This is a genomic window from Lysobacter arenosi (genome assembly GCF_016613475.2).
Taxonomy (GTDB): Bacteria; Pseudomonadota; Gammaproteobacteria; order Xanthomonadales; family Xanthomonadaceae; genus Lysobacter_J; species Lysobacter_J arenosi.
In genome coordinates, this window is the sequence record NZ_CP071517.1 from 3,808,142 (window position 1) to 3,826,697 (window position 18,556).

The 18,556-nt window shown below is 67.1% G+C and carries 18 protein-coding genes and 1 pseudogene; 9 read left to right on the plus strand and 10 right to left on the minus strand.

The genetic code is table 11. From position 1 onward, the window contains the following. The first annotated feature begins 2 nt into the window (after positions 1-2). Entirely contained in the window at positions 3-3,128 is a 3,126-nt protein-coding gene (locus HIV01_RS17440; RefSeq protein ID WP_200604148.1) for an efflux RND transporter permease subunit, read from the plus strand. A gap of 80 nt (positions 3,129-3,208) precedes the next feature. Here HIV01_RS17440 and HIV01_RS17445 read toward each other — a convergent pair whose 3' ends face one another. Next, a complete protein-coding gene (locus HIV01_RS17445) occupies positions 3,209-3,409 on the minus strand; it encodes a DUF3079 domain-containing protein (RefSeq protein WP_200604149.1) in 201 nt (66 codons plus the stop codon). Positions 3,410-3,657: 248 nt separating this feature from the next. Between HIV01_RS17445 and HIV01_RS17450 the strand changes: the two genes are divergently transcribed. The 6 genes from HIV01_RS17450 (at position 3,658) to HIV01_RS17475 (ending at position 9,704) form a co-directional block, all read left to right on the plus strand. Next, complete coding sequence (locus HIV01_RS17450) at positions 3,658-4,404, plus strand: M48 family metalloprotease (RefSeq protein ID WP_200604150.1); 747 nt, start codon at positions 3,658-3,660, stop codon at positions 4,402-4,404. Between the two features lie 46 nt (positions 4,405-4,450). Then, complete coding sequence (locus HIV01_RS17455; RefSeq protein WP_200604151.1) at positions 4,451-5,026, plus strand: hypothetical protein; 576 nt, start codon at positions 4,451-4,453, stop codon at positions 5,024-5,026. 116 nt (positions 5,027-5,142) lie between these two features. Continuing rightward, positions 5,143-6,666 carry an OmpA family protein gene (locus tag HIV01_RS17460; protein WP_207527026.1) on the plus strand — a complete coding sequence of 508 codons (1,524 nt, stop codon included), beginning with the start codon at positions 5,143-5,145 and terminating at the stop codon, positions 6,664-6,666. Between the two features lie 286 nt (positions 6,667-6,952). Further along, positions 6,953-7,534 (plus strand): GNAT family N-acetyltransferase, encoded by a 582-nt coding sequence (locus HIV01_RS17465; protein WP_200604153.1) that lies wholly within the window; start codon positions 6,953-6,955, stop codon positions 7,532-7,534. Next, positions 7,524-8,498, plus strand: coding sequence for a TrmH family RNA methyltransferase (locus tag HIV01_RS17470; protein ID WP_200604154.1), 975 nt, complete (start codon positions 7,524-7,526; stop codon positions 8,496-8,498). Before HIV01_RS17465 ends, HIV01_RS17470 begins: the two co-directional genes overlap by 11 nt. Before the next feature lie 90 nt (positions 8,499-8,588). Beyond that, complete coding sequence (locus HIV01_RS17475; RefSeq protein WP_245156863.1) at positions 8,589-9,704, plus strand: alpha/beta fold hydrolase; 1,116 nt, start codon at positions 8,589-8,591, stop codon at positions 9,702-9,704. Between the two features lie 10 nt (positions 9,705-9,714). Here the strand turns inward: HIV01_RS17475 and HIV01_RS17480 are convergent, their stop codons facing one another. Continuing rightward, on the minus strand, positions 9,715-10,503 hold the full coding sequence (locus HIV01_RS17480; RefSeq protein WP_280633602.1) for a serine hydrolase domain-containing protein: 789 nt from the start codon (positions 10,501-10,503) through the stop codon (positions 9,715-9,717). Between the two features lie 601 nt (positions 10,504-11,104). Between HIV01_RS17480 and HIV01_RS17485 the strand changes: the two genes are divergently transcribed. Then, positions 11,105-12,211, plus strand: coding sequence for an NAD(P)-dependent alcohol dehydrogenase (locus tag HIV01_RS17485; RefSeq protein ID WP_200604156.1), 1,107 nt, complete (start codon positions 11,105-11,107; stop codon positions 12,209-12,211). On the opposite strand, the gene pip is transcribed toward HIV01_RS17485, so the two are convergent. The 6 genes and pseudogenes from pip to HIV01_RS17515 form a co-directional block, all read right to left on the minus strand. After that, positions 12,198-13,178 carry a prolyl aminopeptidase gene (gene pip / locus HIV01_RS17490; protein ID WP_200606221.1) on the minus strand — a complete coding sequence of 327 codons (981 nt, stop codon included), beginning with the start codon at positions 13,176-13,178 and terminating at the stop codon, positions 12,198-12,200. The genes HIV01_RS17485 and pip overlap by 14 nt on opposite strands. A gap of 79 nt (positions 13,179-13,257) precedes the next feature. Next, positions 13,258-13,734 carry a helix-turn-helix domain-containing protein gene (locus tag HIV01_RS17495; protein WP_207527028.1) on the minus strand — a complete coding sequence of 159 codons (477 nt, stop codon included), beginning with the start codon at positions 13,732-13,734 and terminating at the stop codon, positions 13,258-13,260. 222 nt (positions 13,735-13,956) lie between these two features. Further along, positions 13,957-15,382 (minus strand): annotated as a pseudogene (locus HIV01_RS17500) (M28 family peptidase). Positions 15,383-15,476: 94 nt separating this feature from the next. Further along, on the minus strand, positions 15,477-15,878 hold the full coding sequence (gene mscL / locus HIV01_RS17505) for a large-conductance mechanosensitive channel protein MscL (RefSeq protein ID WP_200604159.1): 402 nt from the start codon (positions 15,876-15,878) through the stop codon (positions 15,477-15,479). 63 nt (positions 15,879-15,941) lie between these two features. Further along, the gene (locus tag HIV01_RS17510) at positions 15,942-16,676 is read right to left on the minus strand and encodes a fumarylacetoacetate hydrolase family protein (RefSeq protein ID WP_200604160.1); all 735 of its coding nucleotides are present in this window, start codon (positions 16,674-16,676) and stop codon (positions 15,942-15,944) included. A 4-nt stretch (positions 16,677-16,680) separates the two neighbouring features. Beyond that, positions 16,681-16,995 (minus strand): hypothetical protein, encoded by a 315-nt coding sequence (locus tag HIV01_RS17515; protein ID WP_200604161.1) that lies wholly within the window; start codon positions 16,993-16,995, stop codon positions 16,681-16,683. Between the two features lie 111 nt (positions 16,996-17,106). Here HIV01_RS17515 and HIV01_RS17520 point away from each other — a divergent pair, with 111 nt between their 5' ends. Beyond that, positions 17,107-17,442 (plus strand): Rieske (2Fe-2S) protein, encoded by a 336-nt coding sequence (locus HIV01_RS17520; protein ID WP_200604162.1) that lies wholly within the window; start codon positions 17,107-17,109, stop codon positions 17,440-17,442. Positions 17,443-17,455: 13 nt separating this feature from the next. Here the strand turns inward: HIV01_RS17520 and HIV01_RS17525 are convergent, their stop codons facing one another. After that, a complete protein-coding gene (locus HIV01_RS17525) occupies positions 17,456-17,596 on the minus strand; it encodes a hypothetical protein (RefSeq protein WP_200604163.1) in 141 nt (46 codons plus the stop codon). A 108-nt stretch (positions 17,597-17,704) separates the two neighbouring features. Continuing rightward, positions 17,705-18,541: a helix-turn-helix transcriptional regulator gene (locus HIV01_RS17530; RefSeq protein WP_200604164.1), complete on the minus strand. Its 837-nt coding sequence runs from the start codon at positions 18,539-18,541 to the stop codon at positions 17,705-17,707. Between the last annotated feature and the right edge of the window lie 15 nt (positions 18,542-18,556).

Consider the following 18,556-nt stretch of genomic DNA (forward strand, 5'->3'; position numbering starts at 1 on the left):
CCATGAACCTGTCCGATCTGTCGATCCGCCGCCCCGTGTTCGCCACGGTGATGAGCCTGCTGCTCATCGTGCTCGGCGTGATGGCGTTCTCGCGCCTGACCCTGCGCGAACTGCCGGCCATCGATCCGCCGATCGTGTCAGTGGACGTGAACTACCCCGGCGCCTCGGCGGCGGTGGTGGAAACCCGCATCACCCAGATCCTCGAGGACGCGCTGGCTGGCATCGAGGGCATCGAGAACATCGAGTCGCGCAGCGTCAACGGCCGCGCTTCGATCAGCATCGAGTTCACCCTGTCGCGCGAGATCGAGGCCGCGGCCAACGACGTGCGTGACGCGGTCAGCCGCGTCAGCAACCGCATGCCCGAGGAGGCCGACCCGCCGCAGATCGAGAAGGTCGAGGCCGACGCCGACCCGATCCTCTGGCTCAACATGAGCTCGACCAAGCTGGACACGCTGCAGCTGTCCGACTACGCCGAGCGCTACGTGGTCGACCGGCTCTCGTCCGTCGACGGCGTCGCCCAGGTCCGCATCGGTGGCCAGCAGCGCTACGCGATGCGCGTGTGGATCGATCGCGATGCGCTGGCCGCGCGCGGCATCACCGTCAACGACGTCGAGAACGCACTGGAGGCCGAGAACGTCGAGCTTCCCGCCGGCCGCATCGAGTCCAACGCCCGCGACTTCACCCTGCGCGTGGCGCGCAGCTACCAGAAGCCCGAGGACTTCGCCCAGATTCCACTGGCCAAGGGCACCGACGGCTACGTCGTGCGCCTTGGCGACGTGGCCCGGATCGAGCTGGCCTCGGCCGAACGCCGCGCCTACTACCGCAGCAACGGCGAGCCGAACATCGGCCTAGGCATCGTCAAGACGTCCACCGCCAACAGCCTCGATGTCGCCCGCGCCGTCCGCGCCGAGGCCGAGCAGGTGCAGAAGACGCTGCCGCAGGGCACCAAGATCTTCGTCGCCTTCGACACCACGGTGTTCATCGAATCGGCGGTCGAGCGTGTCTATCACACGCTGGCCGAGGCGATCGTGCTGGTGCTGCTGGTGATCTGGCTGTTCCTGGGCAGTTTCCGCGCCGCGCTGATTCCGGCAGTCACCGTTCCGGTGTGCCTGATCGCCGCGTTCATCCCGCTGTACCTGTTCGGATTCTCGATCAACCTGCTGACGCTGCTGGCGCTGGTGCTGTGCATCGGCCTGGTGGTCGACGATGCGATCGTGGTGCTGGAGAACATCCAGCGCCGCATCGACCTGGGCGAGCCGCGCCTGGTCGCGGCCAAGCGCGGCACCAAGCAGGTCGCCTTCGCGGTGATCGCCACGACCGCGGTGCTGGTGGCGGTGTTCCTGCCGGTCGGCTTCATGGAAGGCAACACCGGCCGCCTGTTCCGCGAGCTGTCGGTGGCACTGGCCGGCGCGGTGGCATTGTCGGCCTTCGTCGCGCTGACGCTGACGCCGATGATGTCGTCCAAGCTGGTGCGTGCGCACAGCGAGGAGAAATCCAACCCGATCAACCGCTGGGTCAATGCGCGCCTGGACGGCATCGGCAAGCGCTACCGCGGCTTCCTTGACGGCAGCGTCGACCGCCCGTGGGTGTTCGGCGGGATCATGATTGCCGCGATCGTGCTGAGCCTGGTGCTGTTCAAGGTGGTGCCGTCGGAACTGGCGCCGCCGGAAGACCGCGGCTCGTTCCAGATCAGCATCCTCGGCCCGGAAGGCGCCGGTTTCGATTACACGGTCGGGCAGGTGCAGCAGGTCGAGAAGATCGTCGCCGCGCACACCGGCAACGATGGCGTGATCCAGCGCTACAACCCGCGCGTGCCCGGCGGTTTCGGCGCCAGCGAAGAGATGCACACCGGCCGCATCGCGGTGTTCCTGAAGGACTGGAAGGAACGCGATATCAGCACCGCCGACGTCGCCAAGCAGTTGCAGGGCGAACTCGCCGGCCTGCCGGGCGTGCGCGCGATGCCGCAGGTCAGCGGTGGCCTGGTGCGCGGTCGCGGACAGCCGATCAACATCGTGCTCGGCGGCCCCGAGTATGCCGAGCTTGCGCAGTGGCGCGACAAGCTGCTGGCGAAGATGGAGCAGAACCCGGGCTTCTTCTCGACCGACTCGGACTACAAGGAAACGCGTCCGCAGATGCGCGTGGAGATCGACCGCCAGCGCGCCGCCGACCTGGGCGTGCCGGTGACCGACATCGGCCATGCCCTCGAAACGATGATGGGCAGCCGCCGCGTGACCACGTTCGTGCAGAACGGCGAGGAGTACGACGTCATCGTCCAGTCCGACCGCGAGCTGCGCGCGTCGCCGGCCGACCTGGAAGCGATCCAGGTGCGTGCGCGCGACGGTGCGCTGATTCCGCTGTCGAACCTGGTGACGCTGCGCGAGCTGGCCGAGCCGGGCAGCCTCAACCGCTTCAACCGCCTGCGCGCCATCACCATCAGTGCCGGCCTGACGCCGGGCTACCGCATGGGCGAAGCCATGCAGTGGCTGGAGAAGACGGTGCAGGAAGAACTGCCCGACCATGCCCAGATCGACTGGAAGGGCGAGTCGCGCGAATACCTCAAGGCCGGCGGCGCAGTGCTGATGACCTTCACCCTGGCGCTGCTGATCGTGTACCTGGTGCTGGCGGCGCAGTTTGAAAGCTTCATCCACCCGTTCGTGATCATGCTGACGGTGCCGCTGGGCGTGCTCGGCGCGCTGATCGGCCTGGCGTTGACCGGTGGCACGCTCAATCTGTTCAGCCAGATCGGCATCGTCATGCTGGTGGGCTTGGCGGCGAAGAACGGCATCCTGATCGTCGAGTTCGCCAACCAGTTGCGCGATGAAGGCCGCAGCATCCACCAGGCGATCGTCGAAGCTTCGGCGGTGCGCCTGCGTCCGATCCTGATGACGTCCATTGCGACCGTGGTCGGTGCGGTGCCGCTGGTGGTTGCCGGCGGCCCGGGTTCGGCGAGCCGCGCGACGATCGGCATCGTCGTGATCTTCGGCGTGTCGTTCTCGACGCTGCTGTCGTTGTTCGTGGTGCCGGCGTTCTACGTGTTGCTGGCCAAGTACACGAAGTCGCCAGAGGCGGTGTCGCAGGAGCTGGAGAAGCTCGAAGCACAGACACCGTCGGTAGGCGGCCACGCCTGACACAACGTCATCCCGGCGAACGCCGGGATCCAGTCTGACGTTGCCGTTCGCTCATCGGCCCTGCGTTCGAGCCGGGCCGATCAAAGCTTGGCGTTCTTTGGACTCCCAGGCGCCGGCTCGATACCCCAGTCCAGATACCACTGCTCGCCTTGCGTCTCGGCCGGATGCATGGTGCGCCCCGAGCCGTTGCCGCAAGCCAGCGAATCAGTCGCGCAATAACGGTCGCAGCCCCAGCAGATCCGTTCGGGATGCTTGGGATTCAATGGAAAGTTCTTCGCCATGTTCGCGACCGTTTCAGTTCACGCTCGCGGCCAATCTAGCCGGCGCGGCCTGGACGCGCCTTGACCTGGATCAGGGTATCGGCGCATGGCCGTAAGACGCGGCGAGCTGAATCGCTGGACCACGCGCTGGCGCTCACTGAGACCAGTCCTATGTACGCCAGTCGCCCCTTCTGGGAACGTTATCTGCGCCGCCGCGTCGCTCGACGCGGCCTGGCAACAGATGAACTGGCCCATTGGATTCGACTCGAATGCTCACGCAGCACACTCGCGCGTTGATCGCTGCAGCGCTCTGCTGCGGCGCAGTCGCAACTTCCCACGCAGCAGGAGTCGATCTCGAGAAGCTGATGGGCGCAGGCGCCAAGGCGGGCAAGGCCCTCACCTTGTCGGACAGCGAGGTGGTCGCCTCGGCCAATGATGCCTGCGCTTACTCGGACAAAGAGAACAAGGTCGCGCCCGCTGGAGACAAGTACGCGGTCCGCCTGGCAAAGATCGTCGAAGGCCTGGATAACGACGACGGCATGAAACTGTCGTTCAAGGCGTACCTGACGCCGGACGTGAATGCGTTCGCGATGGCCAACGGATGTGTGCGCGTGTTCTCTGGGCTGATGGACATGGCGAGCGATGACGAGATTCGCGGCGTCATCGGCCACGAGATCGGGCACGTGAAGCTTGGCCACAGCAAGGCCAAGCAGCGCGCCGCACTGCTGGCTTCGGCGGCGCGTGACGGCGCCGCGCTGAATGGAAAGGTGGGCGAGTACGCCAAAGGGCAGCTGGGCGATATCGCCGAGTCGGTGATCAATGCCCAGTTCTCGCAGAAGGAAGAGAGCGCGGCCGATGCATACGGTTACCGATTCATGGTCCGGCACAAGTACGACCCGAACGCGATGGTGACCTTGTTCAGGAAGATGCCCGGTGCCGGCGGCCTGACGTCGTCGCACCCGGCATCTGCCACGCGCACGAAGAACATCGAAGCCATGATCAGGAAGGGCGGCTGACGACATCACCATGTGCAGGCAATGGTTCGACAGACATCGACTGTCCGTGCACCCGGCAGCGGTGGTGGCAATCCTTCTGGCCGCAGGGGCTCTGGCAGGCTGCGACAAGGACGACGGCCACGCAGTGGCGCAAGTCGCCGCGCCGACGGTGGAGGCCCCGCTGTCGACGGCGCCGAGCGACCCCGGCACGCCCGGGGGAAAGCTGGTCTACAACCCGAAGGTCGACGAAATGCTGTTCGTTTTCGACAACCTCGGCACGGCTGTGACGATCCCCCACGCTTGGCAGGAAGGCGACGTCAGCATCGAGAAGCTGGCCACCGCCGGCGTCACGCAATCCTTGTGCGCATATGGCGCGCGGTTCCATCCTGCGCACGAGGATCCCAAGCTGTACTACCACGTGGCCCTGATTCGGGTGTACGACGAGGCGCGCTGGCAGGCGCTGAATGGCGCCGAGCGCGTGGGCGAAATCGAACTCGCCCACATCGACGGCAAGGTCTATTCCTTCGCCTCCGTTACGGCCAATCCGTTGCCGGACGGAACCGCGGAGTCGGAACGGTTCGACCAGCTCGTGATCTCCGACCAGGATGCTCCGAAGCAACTGGCCATCAAGAAGGCGTCGTAGAGCAACCTGCCGCGGCGCGATCTTTTCGCGCCTTGAGGCAATTCGCATGGATTCGGCCTCGCCGGGTCGATAGCGTTCGCAGCGTTCGCCAGGCGCCGATCGCGGGGCCAGGACGAATGATTGCGAACAAGCGCAGAGCCCTTCTGGCAGCGCACCTCAACGGAGCAGAAAGAAATGACCGTGTCCAAACCTGTGGTCTTCGTGCCGTGAACAATCAAATACTGTCGATGTTCGAGAACATCGTTGAGCAAGCATCCGTCCTGGTCGGAGACAGGAAGAAGGCCTCGCAGCTGGTAGGCATGCTGGTGGCGCTCATCTTCAACGAGAAGCGAGGCGGTCCAGGCGGTTTCGTCCAGGCGTTTCGCAACGCCAACCTCGGGCACCTGATCGCCACCTGGCTCGGTAGGGAAGCCAATTGCTCCATCAGCAGCAACCAGCTCGAGTCGGTACTGGGTCCGGCATTGCTCGGCTCCATGGCATCGCGACTGGCGCTGACGCAGAGCACCACCCTGGATGCGACGGCGAAGATCCTGCCCGAAGTGGTGGGGGCGCTCGCTCGCAACGGGCAGATGGCGCACGGCGCGATCGTGCCGGAACCGCTGCGCGGCCTCGTGGATGGCATCGGTGATTTCGTCGGCACCCTGGGCCAGTGGGGTTGGGGCGGAGTCGCAGCAGGCACGGCGGCAGTGGCGGGCGGGATCCGGGTGGTGGATCGGACCGCGCAGACGCACTCCCAAGCGCCGCGCAAGCGAACCAGCGGATCGCTGATCTGGCTGCTGTTGCTGGCCGCATTCATCGGCACGTTGCTGCTTTACCTGGGTTACTCGAGGCAGCATGCGGCCAGCGCGCAGACGGAAGCCAGTGCCCCGGTGGCTGCGGTTGTCGCCGAGCAGGTCGCCCCCCGCTTCCAGATCGAGAATGTCGACGGCAAGGTCGCGGTCGACGGCCAGCTGGCCAGCGAGCCAGAAAGAACGCGCTTGATGGAAGCGCTGCGCACCACCTTCGGAGCCGGCAACCTCAAAGGCGACATCACGGTGGATACGACCACCGCTCCGGCGCGCTGGATGGACAAGCTGATCGCACTGCTGCCGGAGCTCAAGCGCAGTGGCATCAAGCTCGGCTTCGATGGCGACAAGCTGCATCTGGACACCTCGGCGCTGCCGGAGGACCAGCGGTTCGCGTTGTCGCAGAAGCTGCGTGCCGACTTCGCCGGCCTGCAGATCTCCGGGCTGTGGGACAAGGCGATGGCGGCGCTGTCGATGCTCAAGGGAGGCTTCACCTCCGATGACCTGGTGAAGGCCCTGAACCTGTCGACGATCTATTTCGAGACCGGCTCGAGCACGATCACCGGCGACAGCATGGAAACCCTGGTCAAGGCCGCCGAGGCGATCAAGGCCGCGCCTGCGGGCACGCGTATCGAGATCGGTGGCCACACCGACAACTCGGGCGACGCCAACATCAACATGGCCGTTTCCCTGGAACGCGCGCAGGCCGTGCAGGCCAAGCTGGTCGAGTTGGGCGTGGCCGCCGACATGCTGGATGCGCGCGGATTCGGTCAGGACAAGCCGATCGCCGACAACGCCACCGAGGAAGGGCGCGCGCAGAACCGGCGCATTGAGTTCTCTGCGTTGAAGAACTGAGGGTTGCCTGGAGCAACGTCCATGGATCCCCGCCTGCGCGGGGATGACGAACTAAAGCCGAAGACCAGGCAATGAAATGCCGAAGCGTCGTCCGCCGGGTCGGGGATTGCGCAGCAGTGGGCCATGGATGGCCCACGCCCCGCCTTCGGACAGGAAGTCCGAATGAAGGGTCGGAGTAATCCCCGGCCCGGCGGACGGCGCCTTTTCGCAGACTGAAGCCGGACAAGCAACAGCACCAGCGACACAAGTAATGGTTCGCCACCGCCGCAACCGTTACCCTTGCGGCATGTCCGCACCTCCCCACCGGCACGAATTTCGCGACGTGCGCCTGGCCGGTGACGGATTCGTGCTGCGGCCATGGCGCCGCGACGACCTCGAAGACCTGCTGGCGCATGCCGATGATCCCGCCATCGTCCGCGGCCTCAGCGATCGCTTCCCGCACCCGTACACGCGCGAGGACGGCGAACGGTTCCTTGCCGGCGACGTGATCGACCTGAGCGACCCCGTCTTCGCCATCGAAGTCGACGGCCACGCCTGCGGCGGCATCGGCGCCGCACCCGGCCAGGCCGACCGACGGCACTCCGCGCAGATGGGCTACTGGCTCGGCCAGGCCCTGTGGGGTCGCGGGATCATGACGCGCGTCGTGGCACTGTACGCACCATGGCTGATGCGCGAACTGGAGCTGTATCGCCTGCAGGCGACCGTGCTCGACAGCAACCCCGCGTCGGCGCGCGTGCTGCAGAAGAACGGATTCGAAGAAGAGGGCGCACAACGTTGCGCCGTGGTGAAGTTCGGCGTGGTGCATGACCTGCGCGTGTTCGCGAAGGTGAGCCCGCCAATGAGAAGGAACCAGACAGATGCGACATGATCCGCCAGGCAAGCCGCCGCGTGGTCCGCGGCAACCCCCCACCGGCCAGCCCGGCACTGGAGGGCCCGGCACTGGAGGACCCGGCACTGGAGGGCCATGGGGTCGCCCACCGCGCGATCGCGGCGACGCCCCTCCGGAACGAGAGGCGCGACCGCCACGGGCGCCCTATGCACCACGCCCGGCCGAACCCTCGCACGAAGGCGATCACGAGCTGGGTCCATCGGCGCGCGAGCGTCGCAACGTCGAGCTGCGCCTGTACGGACTCAACGCCGTGCGCGCCGTCTTCGCCAAGCGACCGCAGGCGATCCGAAAGCTGTACCTGGCCGAGGCGCGCATCCCGGCAGTGCAGCCGATCCTGAAATGGTGCGTCGCCAACCGCGTCGGCTACCGCGTAGTCGACGAGGAAGACCTGCACAAGCTCGCCGCCAGCACCCACCACGAAGGCGTCGTCGCCGACGTGCTGCGCGAGGAACCGCTGGCATTGTCGAACTGGCTGCGTGACCTGCCGGCAGGTCCGCAATGCGCGATCTGGCTCGACGGCGTCGGCAACCCGCACAACTTCGGCGCGATCCTGCGCTCGGCCGCGCATTTCGGCGTCGGCGCGATCCTGCTGCCGAAGCATTCGACCCTGACGCTGTCGGGCGCGGCGGCACGCGTCGCCGAAGGCGGCGCCGAGGTCGTGCCGATGGTGCGCCTGGGCCGCACCGACAACGCCATCGCGCAACTGCGCAGCACCGGCTTCACCCTCGCCGCCACGGTCGTGCAGGGCGGCAGCGACCTGTTCTCGGCACCGCTGCCGCAGCGCGTGATCTACGTGCTCGGTGCGGAAGGCGAGGGCATGGATCGCGAGCTGGCCGCGGCCTGCGACCTGCGCCTTTCGATTCCGGGAACGGGTGCGGTCGAGAGCCTCAATGTCGCAGCGGCTGCGGCTGTGCTCCTGGCGAGCTGGCGCGCGCGCAGCTGACCTGCGCCGTACCATTGCAACCCTCGCGACGCTGATCGTATCCCTTGGCTCAAGGTCGGCGTATCACGCCGACTTTTCCAGGGAGAGTTCATGATCAAGAGATCGTTTGCGTTCGTGGCCCTGATGGCCGCATGCCTGTCCGCGCAGGCGCAGGAATGTCCGGACCGCTCGTCCTACGAGCCGTCGCGGGAAATCATCGCCGACATGCAGCACATCGTGGCGCCGGGCGGTGTGCAGGAGTCCTACAAGACCCGCATCGGCGGCATCGAGCAGTGGCTCAACGTGCGCGGCCAGGACCGCGGCAACCCGATGATCCTGTTCGTCCACGGCGGCCCGGCGGCACCGATCACGCCGACCGCCTGGCAGTTCCAGCGGCCGATGGAGGAGTACTTCACGGTCGTCAACTGGGACCAGCGCGGCGCCGGCAAGACCTACAACGAGACCACGCCGCCGGAGTCCATCGGCGACAGCATCCACATCCCGCGCTACGTCGACGACGCGATCGAGGTCGCCGAGTACCTGCGCAAGCGCTACCACAAGGACAAGCTGATCCTGGTCGGCCACAGCTGGGGCACGATCGTCGCCATGGGTGCCGCGCTCAAGCGTCCGGACCTGTTCCATGCCTACGTCGGCATCGGCCAGGTCATCAACACGCGCGACAACGAGCGCATCAGCTACGACTATGGCGTCGAGCAGGCGAAGGCGCACAAGAACGAAGAGGCGATGCGTGAGCTGGCATCGATCGCGCCGTACCCGGGCAACACGCCGATCACCCGCGACCGCATCATCCTCGCGCGCAAGTGGCCGCAGTTCTACGGTGGCCTGACCGCGTTCCGCGAGGACTCCAACTACTACTACCGCGGCCCGCGCCTGTCGCCCGACTACAACGATCAGGACCGTTGCGCGATCAACCTGGGCAGCATCTTCAGCCTCGGCCGGTTGCTGCCGGAATTCCTCGAGGTCGACTTCAAGGGCGTGCGTTCGTTCCCGATCCCGGTGGTGATGTTCATGGGGCGCCACGACTACACCACGCCGTCGCAACCGACCGAAGCCTGGTTGCGTCAGCTCAAGGCGCCCTACAAGCAGGGCGTCTGGTTCGAGCGTTCCGCCCACATGATGCCGTGGGAGGAACCGGGCAAGACCCTCGCCAGCCTGCTGCAGTACGTGCGGCCTCTGGCGACCGGCGAGACGCCGCCGCGCCGCTGACGTCGGACCGTCAGGGTGCCTGCGGCGTGGCTCGCCGCGCCGCGAGCACCTTGCCGATGAACTGGTCGAGCGCATCGCCGCGGTCGATCCATCGCACCACGATCAGCAGGTCATTGTCGCGGTCGATGTAGACGATGTTCTGGCCGTTGCCACGGAAGGTGACGCTGCTGGCCGGTGCCGACGGCAGTGACTTGCGGCCGGTGTTGAGGGTCCAGTTGCAGTAGCCGTAGTCGTCCTTGTCCGCGCCCGGCGTGCGCGCCTTGGCGATCCATTGCGACGAGACGATCTGCCGGTCCTGCCAACGACCGTCGCGCAGGAACAGGTAACCGAAGCGGGCCAGGTCCCAGCTGTCGATGAACATGCCGCCGCCCCAGTGGCCGCCGCCGGAGACCGACTGCATCTGCTGCCCGTCGAGTTCGATCCACGAATTGCGGTAGCCGTACCAGCGCCAGCGGTTGCTGGCACCGATCGGGTCCATGACGCGCTCGCGCAGCACTTGCGGCAGCGGCTGCCGCCACACTTGCAGCGCCGCCAACGCGAGCACGTTCACGCGCACGTCGTTGTACATGTAGTGGCTGCCCGGCGCATGGCGCGCGCGCTGCGGCCATTGCTCCTGCGGACCGGACGGCCGGTCGGCCCAGTCCGGTTTGCCCCACAGCGTGCCTTCCCAGTCGCTGGTCTGGCGCAGCAGGTGCTCCCAGGTGATGGGCGCGTTGTGTTCCGACTTGAACAGGTCGATGTCGCCGGGCGTGACGTTGCGAGGCATGTAGCCGGCAACGCGATCGTTGGTGTCGGCTATGCGGCCGTCCTGCCAGGGCCAGCCCGACCACGGTGCTGAGGAAGGACTTGGTGACGCTGTGGCTCATGTCGACACTGCGGGTGTCGCCGAACTCGGCGATCACGCGGCCGCGGTGGACGATCAGGCCATTGATGCCGGCGCGTTCCGCGGTCGGCCCGATCAGCCCGCCGAAGTGCGGTTCCCTGCTGCCGAAGCTCTGGGTCAGCGATTTCGCCTGGTCGCGCGGCTCCGGCGCTTCATGTGCCTGGGCGAAGGCGATGGCCTGCTGCAGGCGCTGCGGATCGAAGCCGGCCTGCGCCGGGGTCATCCGCTCCCAGTCACCGCGAGGTGGGTAGTAGGTAGATGCGCTCTCGCCGGCAGCAGCGACAAACGACACCAGCAGCAACAGCAGGCCCAGTGCGCGCAGGCGAAGGTGCTGGGAGAAGTCGGGCTTGGTGGGCATGTGTCGTCGACGTGGCGCGGGCGGTCGCCGGAGGATAGCGGACGCACCCGGTCCCAAGCCCCGGCCATCGGTCACGCCGACTTAACTTTTCTGGTGCAATCGTCCGCTGACACTGGAGCGCCCCGGCAACCGGAGCGACGCAGGTGCGGAGGGGACAACATGAAACTCAAGCGCGTGGCAGGCTTCGGCGCTGTCGTCGTGGTGCTTGCGATGCTGGCGTTCCTGGTCGCCTGGTGGCGTTCGGACAACGCCTGCAGTGATCCGGTGGCGATGCCGGTGCATCCGATGAAGGCGGTCACCTACTGCGATTACGGCACCGCCGATACGCTGCGCTATGGCGAAGTCGAGCGGCCGACCCCGGCCGACGATGAAGTGCTGGTGCGCGTGCGCAATGCCGCGGTCAACCCGCTCGACTGGCACTACATGCGCGGAACACCTTATCTGATGCGCATGGGCACCGGCCTGCGTCGACCGGAAGTGATCCGGCTGGGTGTCGATTACTCCGGAACGGTCGAAGCGGTTGGCAAGGGCGTCACCCGCTTCAAACCCGGCGACGAGGTGTTCGGTGGCCGCACCGGCGCCTTCGCCCAGTACGTCGTGGTCAAACAGGATCGCGCGATCGTCGCCAAGCCGGCCAACCTCGGCTTCGAGCAGGCGGCCGGCGTGCCGATCGCCGCGATCACCGCCCTGCAAGGCCTTCGTGACGGCGGCAAGTTGAAGGCCGGGCAGAGCGTGCTGATCAATGGTGCCTCGGGCGGGGTCGGCACGTTTGCCGTGCAGATCGCCAAGACGATGGGAGCCAACGTCACCGGCGTGTGCAGCACGCGCAATGTCGCGCTGGTGCGGTCGCTCGGTGCCGACCAGGTGATCGACTACAAGACCAGCGATTACACCCAGGGAACGCAGAAGTACGACGTGATCCTCGACAACGTCGGCAACCGCTCCCTTGCCGAGAACCGGCGCGTGCTCAAGCCCGATGGCCATTACGTGCTGATCGGCGGCGGCGGGCCCGACGACGGTCGCTGGGTCGGGCCGATGATCAAGCCGGTCGGGGCCGCGGTGACGTCATGGTTCGTGTCGCAGAAGATGGGCATGGTGCTGGCCGAGCTCAACCAGAAGGACCTGACCGTCCTCGCCGACCTGATGGCGGCTGGCAAGGTCACGCCGGTGATCGATCGCACCTATCCGCTGGCGGAATTGCCCGACGCGATCCGTTATCTGGAAACCGGTCGCGCCCGCGGCAAGGTGATCATCATGGTGCCGTGATCGTCGCGCGCTGCGTCGACGTCGACGTTGCCAGCGCATCGGTGGCCTCCACCAGCGCATCGACGATCGCGGGATCCGCGGCGCTGTGCCCGGCCAGCACGATCCGCAGCCGCGCCTGCGGCCACGCCGCGGCGAGGTCGCACGCCGCACGCACCGGGCAGATGATGTCGTAGCGGCCATGCACGATCGTGGCCGGAATATGGCGGATGAGGTCGACGTCGCGCAGCAGCTGGTCGTGTTCGAGGAACATGCCGTGGCGGAAGTAGTGCGCCTCGGCGCGGGCCACGGCCAGGGCCACCTGCGGGTCGGCGAAATTGCCCGGTTCGTCGGGGTCATGCAGCAGCGTGGTGCTGCCGCCTTCCCAATGCCCCCACGCATGCGCCGCGGCCAGGCGCGTCGCCTCGTCCTCGCTGTCGAGGCGGCGCCAGTAGGCTTCGATCATGTCGCCGCGCTCGGGTTCCGGAATGTACGACAGGTAGTGCGCCCAGCGCTCGGGAAAGATCTGCGACGCGCCGCCGTCGAGTTCGTTGAACCAGCGCAGCTCATAGGAACGGCCCAGGAAGATGCCGCGCAATATGAGGCCGGTTACGCGGTCGGGATGCGACTGCGCATAGGCCAGCGCCAGCGTCGATCCCCAGGAGCCGCCGAACACGGCCCAGCGCTCGATGCCCAGGTACTCGCGGATCGTTTCGATGTCGGCCACCAGGTGCCAGGTGGTATTGCCACGCAGCTCCGCGTGCGGCGTCGACTTGCCCGCGCCACGCTGGTCGAACAGCACGATCCGGTATTTGGCCGGATCGAAGAAGCGGCGATGGTAGGGCGAGACGCCCGCGCCCGGACCACCGTGCAGGAACACCACCGGAATGCCGTCGCGATTGCCGCATTCCTCGACGTGCAGCTCGTGGATCGGGTCCACGGCGAGACGGAAGCTGCGGTAGGGCTCGATCTCCGGATACAGGTCGCGCACGGTCGGGGTCCTGGTTGATCGCACCCCCGAAGTCTTGCATGCGCGCCCGGGCTTCGCACCCAAACCGCACTCGTCACCGTCAGTGCTGTTCGCGCGAAGGTTCCGGCCCGGCTTCGGGCAGGGTCGCGAAGATGTCGGAGGCCGTGCTCTCGTCTGCCGCCTGCGCGAACGGTTGGCCCAGCGTCTGGCTTGGGTACTCGCCGAAAAGCTCGTGGTACTCCGAGGCCATGCGGCCGCCGTGCGCGTATCCGAAGCGCGCGGAGATCGCCGCCACCGTGGTGTCGTAGGGGCTGGCGCGTTCGAGTGCGTCGTGCAGCATCTGCAAGCGTCGCAGGCGCAGGTAGCGGCTCGGACCGAGGTCGAACTGTTCCTTGATGATGGTGCGCAGCGTGCGTTCGCTGATGCCGGTCACCCGGCACAGGTCGGCCAGGCGCAACGGCCAATGCTGCTGGTCAATGAGTTCGAGCACCCGCGAGACCGTGGCGACCCGGGATGTCCTCGGCCTGCCGCGAACAGCGTGCTCCCGCGGCGACGCTTCGATCGTTGGAGTTCTCATCGAGATGCTCCGATCGCTTCATCCTGTCCGGAAAGACGCGTGGAGTCTGCACCCGCGAAATCGCAGCGTCATTAGCACGACGTGGCGAACTGTCGCTTCGGTCGGCTGAATGCGTGGCCACGGCGTCCCAGCCGACGAGCGGCGGGTGCCGTTGACGCAGGGATTACTTCGGCATCACGAGCGGTGCACATGCACCGCTCGTGGTCGATGCCATTGCGGCAATTACTTGCCCGGTTCCACCTTCGGTTCGCTGCCGAAGTCGCCTTCGGCCGACGCCGCCAGGTAAGCGAACACCGCGTAGGCGGCGACGTTCTGCGCCAGCGCCTTCGGATCGATCTTGTCGAAGGTGTCGTCCGGCGTGTGGTGCAGGTCGAAGTAGTCCGTGCCGTCCTGGGCCCAGGCGCGCCCAGGCCAGGCCCTTCTCGGCGAACGGACTGATGTCCGGGCCGGGGCCGCCCTTGCCGGGTGCGTGCGCGATGCCGAGCGGTGCCAATGCCTGCGCGATCTGCTCGTCGGCCTGCTTGGCGTACTCCGGTGCCGAACTCGAATACTCGTAGATGCGGCCAGCGCCGAAGTCGCTCTCGGCGCCGATCTGGTGCTTGCGCAGGTCGGCGATGTGCGCATTCGCATACGCCTTGCCGCCGTGCAGGCCCTGTTCCTCGTTGGCGAAGGCGACCACGCGGATGGTGCGCGCCGGACGCTGCTTGAGGTTGCCGATCAGCTTGCCGGCGGCCATGGTCAGGCCGACGCCGGCGCCGTCGTCGATAGCGCCGGTGCCCAGATCCCACGAATCCAGGTGCCCACCGATCACCACCACTTCATTGGGCTTGCTGGCGCCACGAATCTCGCCGATGACGTTGGCCGAGGTGTATTCGCCATCCCAGCCGCAGTCCAGCGCGACGCGCACCTTGACCGCGCCGCGCGCGAGCAGGCGCGCGAGCTGGTCGGCGTCGGGCACGGCCAATGCGGCCGACGGAATCGGCGTCAGGCCTTCATCGAAGCGGGTGATGCCGGTGTGCGGATTGCGATGCGAATCGGTACCGGCCGAACGCATCAGGTAAGCCGCGGCGCCCGCACGAATTGCAGCCGACGGACCGCGGCTGCGCACGCGCGAACCGGGACCGTAGCCGGCGCCGTCGCGGGCGCGTTCCATCTTGTAGTCGATGAAGGCGATCTTGCCGGCGAGCGAGCCGGCAGGCGCGGCCTCCAGCGCGGCCAGGTCGGCGAAGCGCACGACCTCGCCCTCGACCGTGCCTGCCGGGCTGCCGCCGAGTGCGGTCAGGTGCAGCGGCTGCGCGCTGGCGCCGAGCACGCGTGCGCTCTCGCTGCGGCGCTCCCACTTCGGGAAGGTGACCGGCTCGGTCCAGACCTTGTCGAAGCCCAGCTCCTTGAACTTGGCCACGGCCCAGGCGACGGCGCGGGCATCGGCTTCGCTGCCGGCCAGGCGCGGGCCGACTTCGGTTGTCAGCGATTCGGTGATGCGGTAACCCAGGTCGCTGGCCAGCGCGGTTTCGCGCAGCTGCGCGGCGGTGGCGATGGCCTTGTCGGGGATGCGCGTGGTTGCCTGTGCGGCAATGGCACTACCGCTGGTGGAAAGCACGGCGGCCGAAAGCAGGGTGGCGATGGCCACCGACAACGTTGCACGCATCAGCAAGGACTCCCCGAAGTCGAAACCGCGAGCGTATCAATTCGCCGGTTTGCGGTGGGGTGCCTATGGTCACGCGCAGGTGTGCGCGGTTTGGCTATTTCTTCAGCGAATCCCGGATCTCGCGCAGCAGCAGCACGTCTTCCGGCACCGCCGGGGTCGCCGCCGGCGCGCGCAGCCGGTTGTAGGCCTTGAGCACCAGGAAGATCACCAGCGCGATCAGCAGGAAGTCGATGATGGTCTGGATGAACAAGCCGTACTTGATGGCCAGTTCGGCGGCGACTTCCTTGCCGGCCGAATCCAGCTGCGCGGGCTTGAGCACGTACTTCCAGTCGGTGACGCTGGCGCCCTTGGTGAAGGCACCCACCGCCGGCATCACGATGCCGTCGACCAGCGAGGTCACGATCTTGCCGAAGGCCGCGCCGATCACCACGCCGACCGCGAGGTCGACGACGTTGCCGCGCGAGATGAATTCCTTGAACTCGCTGATCATTCCCATGGCTGCACTGTCTCCGTGGTTGCCCGAAGGTTAATGGTCCAATCCCGAAGCCGTAGCGGCCGACTATACCGCCGCGCTGTCAGCGCTCCGTGCAACGATACGGCCGGAATGCTCGACCACGCCGTCCAGGACGGCATGGAAGCGGTCGCCCGGTTGCAGCGGGCCCACCCCGGCGGGCGTGCCCATGAAGACCAGGTCGCCTGCGCGCAGCGCGTACAGCTTGGACAGCTCGTGCAGGATTTCCGGCACCGTCCAGATCAGGTCGGCGAGCGATCCAGCCTGGCGGGTTTCGCCATTGATCTGCAAGGTGAGCTTGCGCGGGCCGAGTTCGCCGACCTGCGCGGCCGGCACGATCGCGCTGATCGGCGCGGCATGGTCGAACGCCTTGCCGGTGTCCCACGGCAGGCCCTTTGCCTTGGCCGCGCCCTGCAGGTCGCGCCGGGTCAGGTCCAGGCCGACGGCGTAGCCGTAGACCAGCGCACCTGCGTCGGCCGGATCGAGCACGCCGGCGGGTGCGTCGCGACCGATCGCCACCACCAGTTCGACTTCGTGGTGCAGGTCGCTGGTGCCGGGCGGGTAGGGCACGTCCGCGCCGAGCGCGATGGCGTCGGCGGGCTTGAGGAAGAACACCGGATTGCCGCGCTCGGCCGCCGAGGCGGGAACGGCGGCGCCCATTTCGCGGGCGTGGTCGGCGAAGTTGCGGCCGACGCAATAGATGCGGTGGACAGGAAAAAAGAGATCGGCGCTGCCGTGAACCGGAACGCGCGGTTGCGGCAGCGCCGCGATCACGTCGCCCATCGGATTACAGCGCTTCGCGCTGCGAACGGGTGCGGCTGGCCTCCAGCACCTGCGCGTCGACCACGCGGTACTCGCCTTCGACGATGCGCGGATCGCGGGCGGCGGCCTTGCCGCGCCCCTTCCACAGCTTGTAGACGATGCCGGCGGCGATCATCGCCGCGCCGAGGACCACGCTGAACATCACCAGCACCAGCAACAGGCCCAACCCGACCACCCCGACTGCGAAGCGCAGCAGGCGATGACGGGGCTTGCGCGGCTCGAAAGCCGAACGCACGCGCTGGAACTGGGCGGAGTCGAAACGGAAGGTCTGGGCGAACATCGGGGACGTCGTGACACAATGCGGCAATACGCCGGGCAAGCGAGTATCGGGCCAGGGTCGGGCGAAGGTGTGAGAACTTCGTTAAGCATTGCGCACGAGGCAACCGTTCAGATGTCACCCCTGCTGCCACTGGAACGCTTGCCGGACGGGACTTTCGCCGAGGTCGAGGCGGTAATCGACGGCGATGCGGAATCGCTGATTCTGTACCGTGACGGCGATCACGTGCGTGCGTGGCTCAACATCTGCCCGCACGCGGGCCGTCGACTGGACTGGGCGCCAGGCCAGTTCCTCAAGAGCAAGGAAGGCTTGCTGGTCTGCGCCGCGCACGGCGCGAGCTTCGAACTGCGCGGCGGCGAGTGCGTGGCCGGGCCGTGCCGCGGCGAAGCGCTGCGCTCGGTGACCGTGTCGGTGCGCGACGGCGCGGTCTGGCTCGAGGGCAGCGCTTGACCGCGATCCGTCATTACTTGGTGGTGGCTTCGGCTTCGCGCAGCTTCTCCGCGCACTCCTCGCAGCACACTTCCACGGCGCGCCCGCCGATGGTCACCTTGATGGCGTTGCCGTCCAGGGGGTAGTCGCACACCGCACAGGTCTTCTCGCTCATGACACGCTCCAGTTGGTGCCCGACGTCCGGGCACGTGCAGGAGACCACCGCACAGGCATCGCCGCTGTCGGAATCTTTAGCGATGCGCGAGCCTGCCGAGGACGCGGGTCACGCGCTCTTGGCCAGCACCGAGGCGCGGAACTCGGTCGGCGTGCGGCCGTAGGCCTGCTTGAACGCAGCGGCAAAATGGCTGTGGCTGGAGAAACCCAGGTCCATCGCCAGCGCCGACATGTCCTCGCAGTCGGCGACGCGGTCGAGCGCGCGCGCCAGGCGCAGGCGCAGGTGGTAGCGATACAACGGCAGGCCTTCGACCTGCTGGAAAGCCTGGGTCAGATACACCGGCGAGCCGCCGATCTGATCCGCGATTTCCGCAAGGCTCCAGCGCCGGCCAAGATCACTGGCCAACAGCACCTTCACCCGGTCCACCAGCCGTTGCCGTCCCTGCGTCGCCGTGGTCGCATGCGCGGTTCGCGGCCCCAGGCTGCGGCAGATCAGTGTCAGCGCCAGGCTTTCGGCTTCCAGCGGCTCGATGACGCCGTGATGCAGGCTGTGCCGCAGCAGCGCTACCAGCACCTGTGCCCGCGCGTCGATCCGCAGCGCCTGCATACGGAAGCCCGTAGTGTCATGTCGCCGCAGCAGCGTGGCCGGAGACAACTCCCGCAGCAGCTCCGGCGATGTCGTCAGCACCAGGCAGGCATCGCCTCCCTCCACGGGATGGCTGACCTGATAGGCCTCGCCGGCGTTGAAGAACAGCACGTGGTTGGCGTCGGCCACCGACTGGTCATTGCCGACGTGCCGCAAATACAGTCCGCGGTACGGGAACACCAGGTGCGTCGTTGCCGAGCACTCCTCGGCACTGCGGTGGCGGCAGCTGCCCCGGCACAGCACGTCCTTCACCGTGACGGTGCCGGAGTCGAGCAATGCGCGTGCGGTCAGATCCGACATGACGTGAGCCGGCCA

What these genes read in the sequence shown, in the direction of transcription:
- HIV01_RS17485 (WP_200604156.1), top strand. Translation starts at nt 11,105, where the DNA reads ATGAAACTCAAGCGCGTGGCAGGCTTCGGCGCTGTCGTCGTGGTGCTT.
- HIV01_RS17525 (WP_200604163.1), bottom strand. Translation starts at nt 17,596, where the DNA reads ATGAGCGAGAAGACCTGTGCGGTGTGCGACTACCCCCTGGACGGCAAC.
- HIV01_RS17445 (WP_200604149.1), bottom strand. Translation starts at nt 3,409, where the DNA reads ATGGCGAAGAACTTTCCATTGAATCCCAAGCATCCCGAACGGATCTGC.
- HIV01_RS17520 (WP_200604162.1), top strand. Translation starts at nt 17,107, where the DNA reads ATGTCACCCCTGCTGCCACTGGAACGCTTGCCGGACGGGACTTTCGCC.
- mscL (WP_200604159.1), bottom strand. Translation starts at nt 15,878, where the DNA reads ATGGGAATGATCAGCGAGTTCAAGGAATTCATCTCGCGCGGCAACGTC.
- HIV01_RS17440 (WP_200604148.1), top strand. Translation starts at nt 3, where the DNA reads ATGAACCTGTCCGATCTGTCGATCCGCCGCCCCGTGTTCGCCACGGTG.
- HIV01_RS17515 (WP_200604161.1), bottom strand. Translation starts at nt 16,995, where the DNA reads ATGTTCGCCCAGACCTTCCGTTTCGACTCCGCCCAGTTCCAGCGCGTG.
- HIV01_RS17450 (WP_200604150.1), top strand. Translation starts at nt 3,658, where the DNA reads ATGCTCACGCAGCACACTCGCGCGTTGATCGCTGCAGCGCTCTGCTGC.
- HIV01_RS17475 (WP_245156863.1), top strand. Translation starts at nt 8,589, where the DNA reads ATGATCAAGAGATCGTTTGCGTTCGTGGCCCTGATGGCCGCATGCCTG.
- HIV01_RS17470 (WP_200604154.1), top strand. Translation starts at nt 7,524, where the DNA reads ATGCGACATGATCCGCCAGGCAAGCCGCCGCGTGGTCCGCGGCAACCC.
- HIV01_RS17495 (WP_207527028.1), bottom strand. Translation starts at nt 13,734, where the DNA reads ATGAGAACTCCAACGATCGAAGCGTCGCCGCGGGAGCACGCTGTTCGC.
- HIV01_RS17510 (WP_200604160.1), bottom strand. Translation starts at nt 16,676, where the DNA reads ATGGGCGACGTGATCGCGGCGCTGCCGCAACCGCGCGTTCCGGTTCAC.
- HIV01_RS17465 (WP_200604153.1), top strand. Translation starts at nt 6,953, where the DNA reads ATGTCCGCACCTCCCCACCGGCACGAATTTCGCGACGTGCGCCTGGCC.
- HIV01_RS17460 (WP_207527026.1), top strand. Translation starts at nt 5,143, where the DNA reads ATGATTGCGAACAAGCGCAGAGCCCTTCTGGCAGCGCACCTCAACGGA.
- HIV01_RS17530 (WP_200604164.1), bottom strand. Translation starts at nt 18,541, where the DNA reads ATGTCGGATCTGACCGCACGCGCATTGCTCGACTCCGGCACCGTCACG.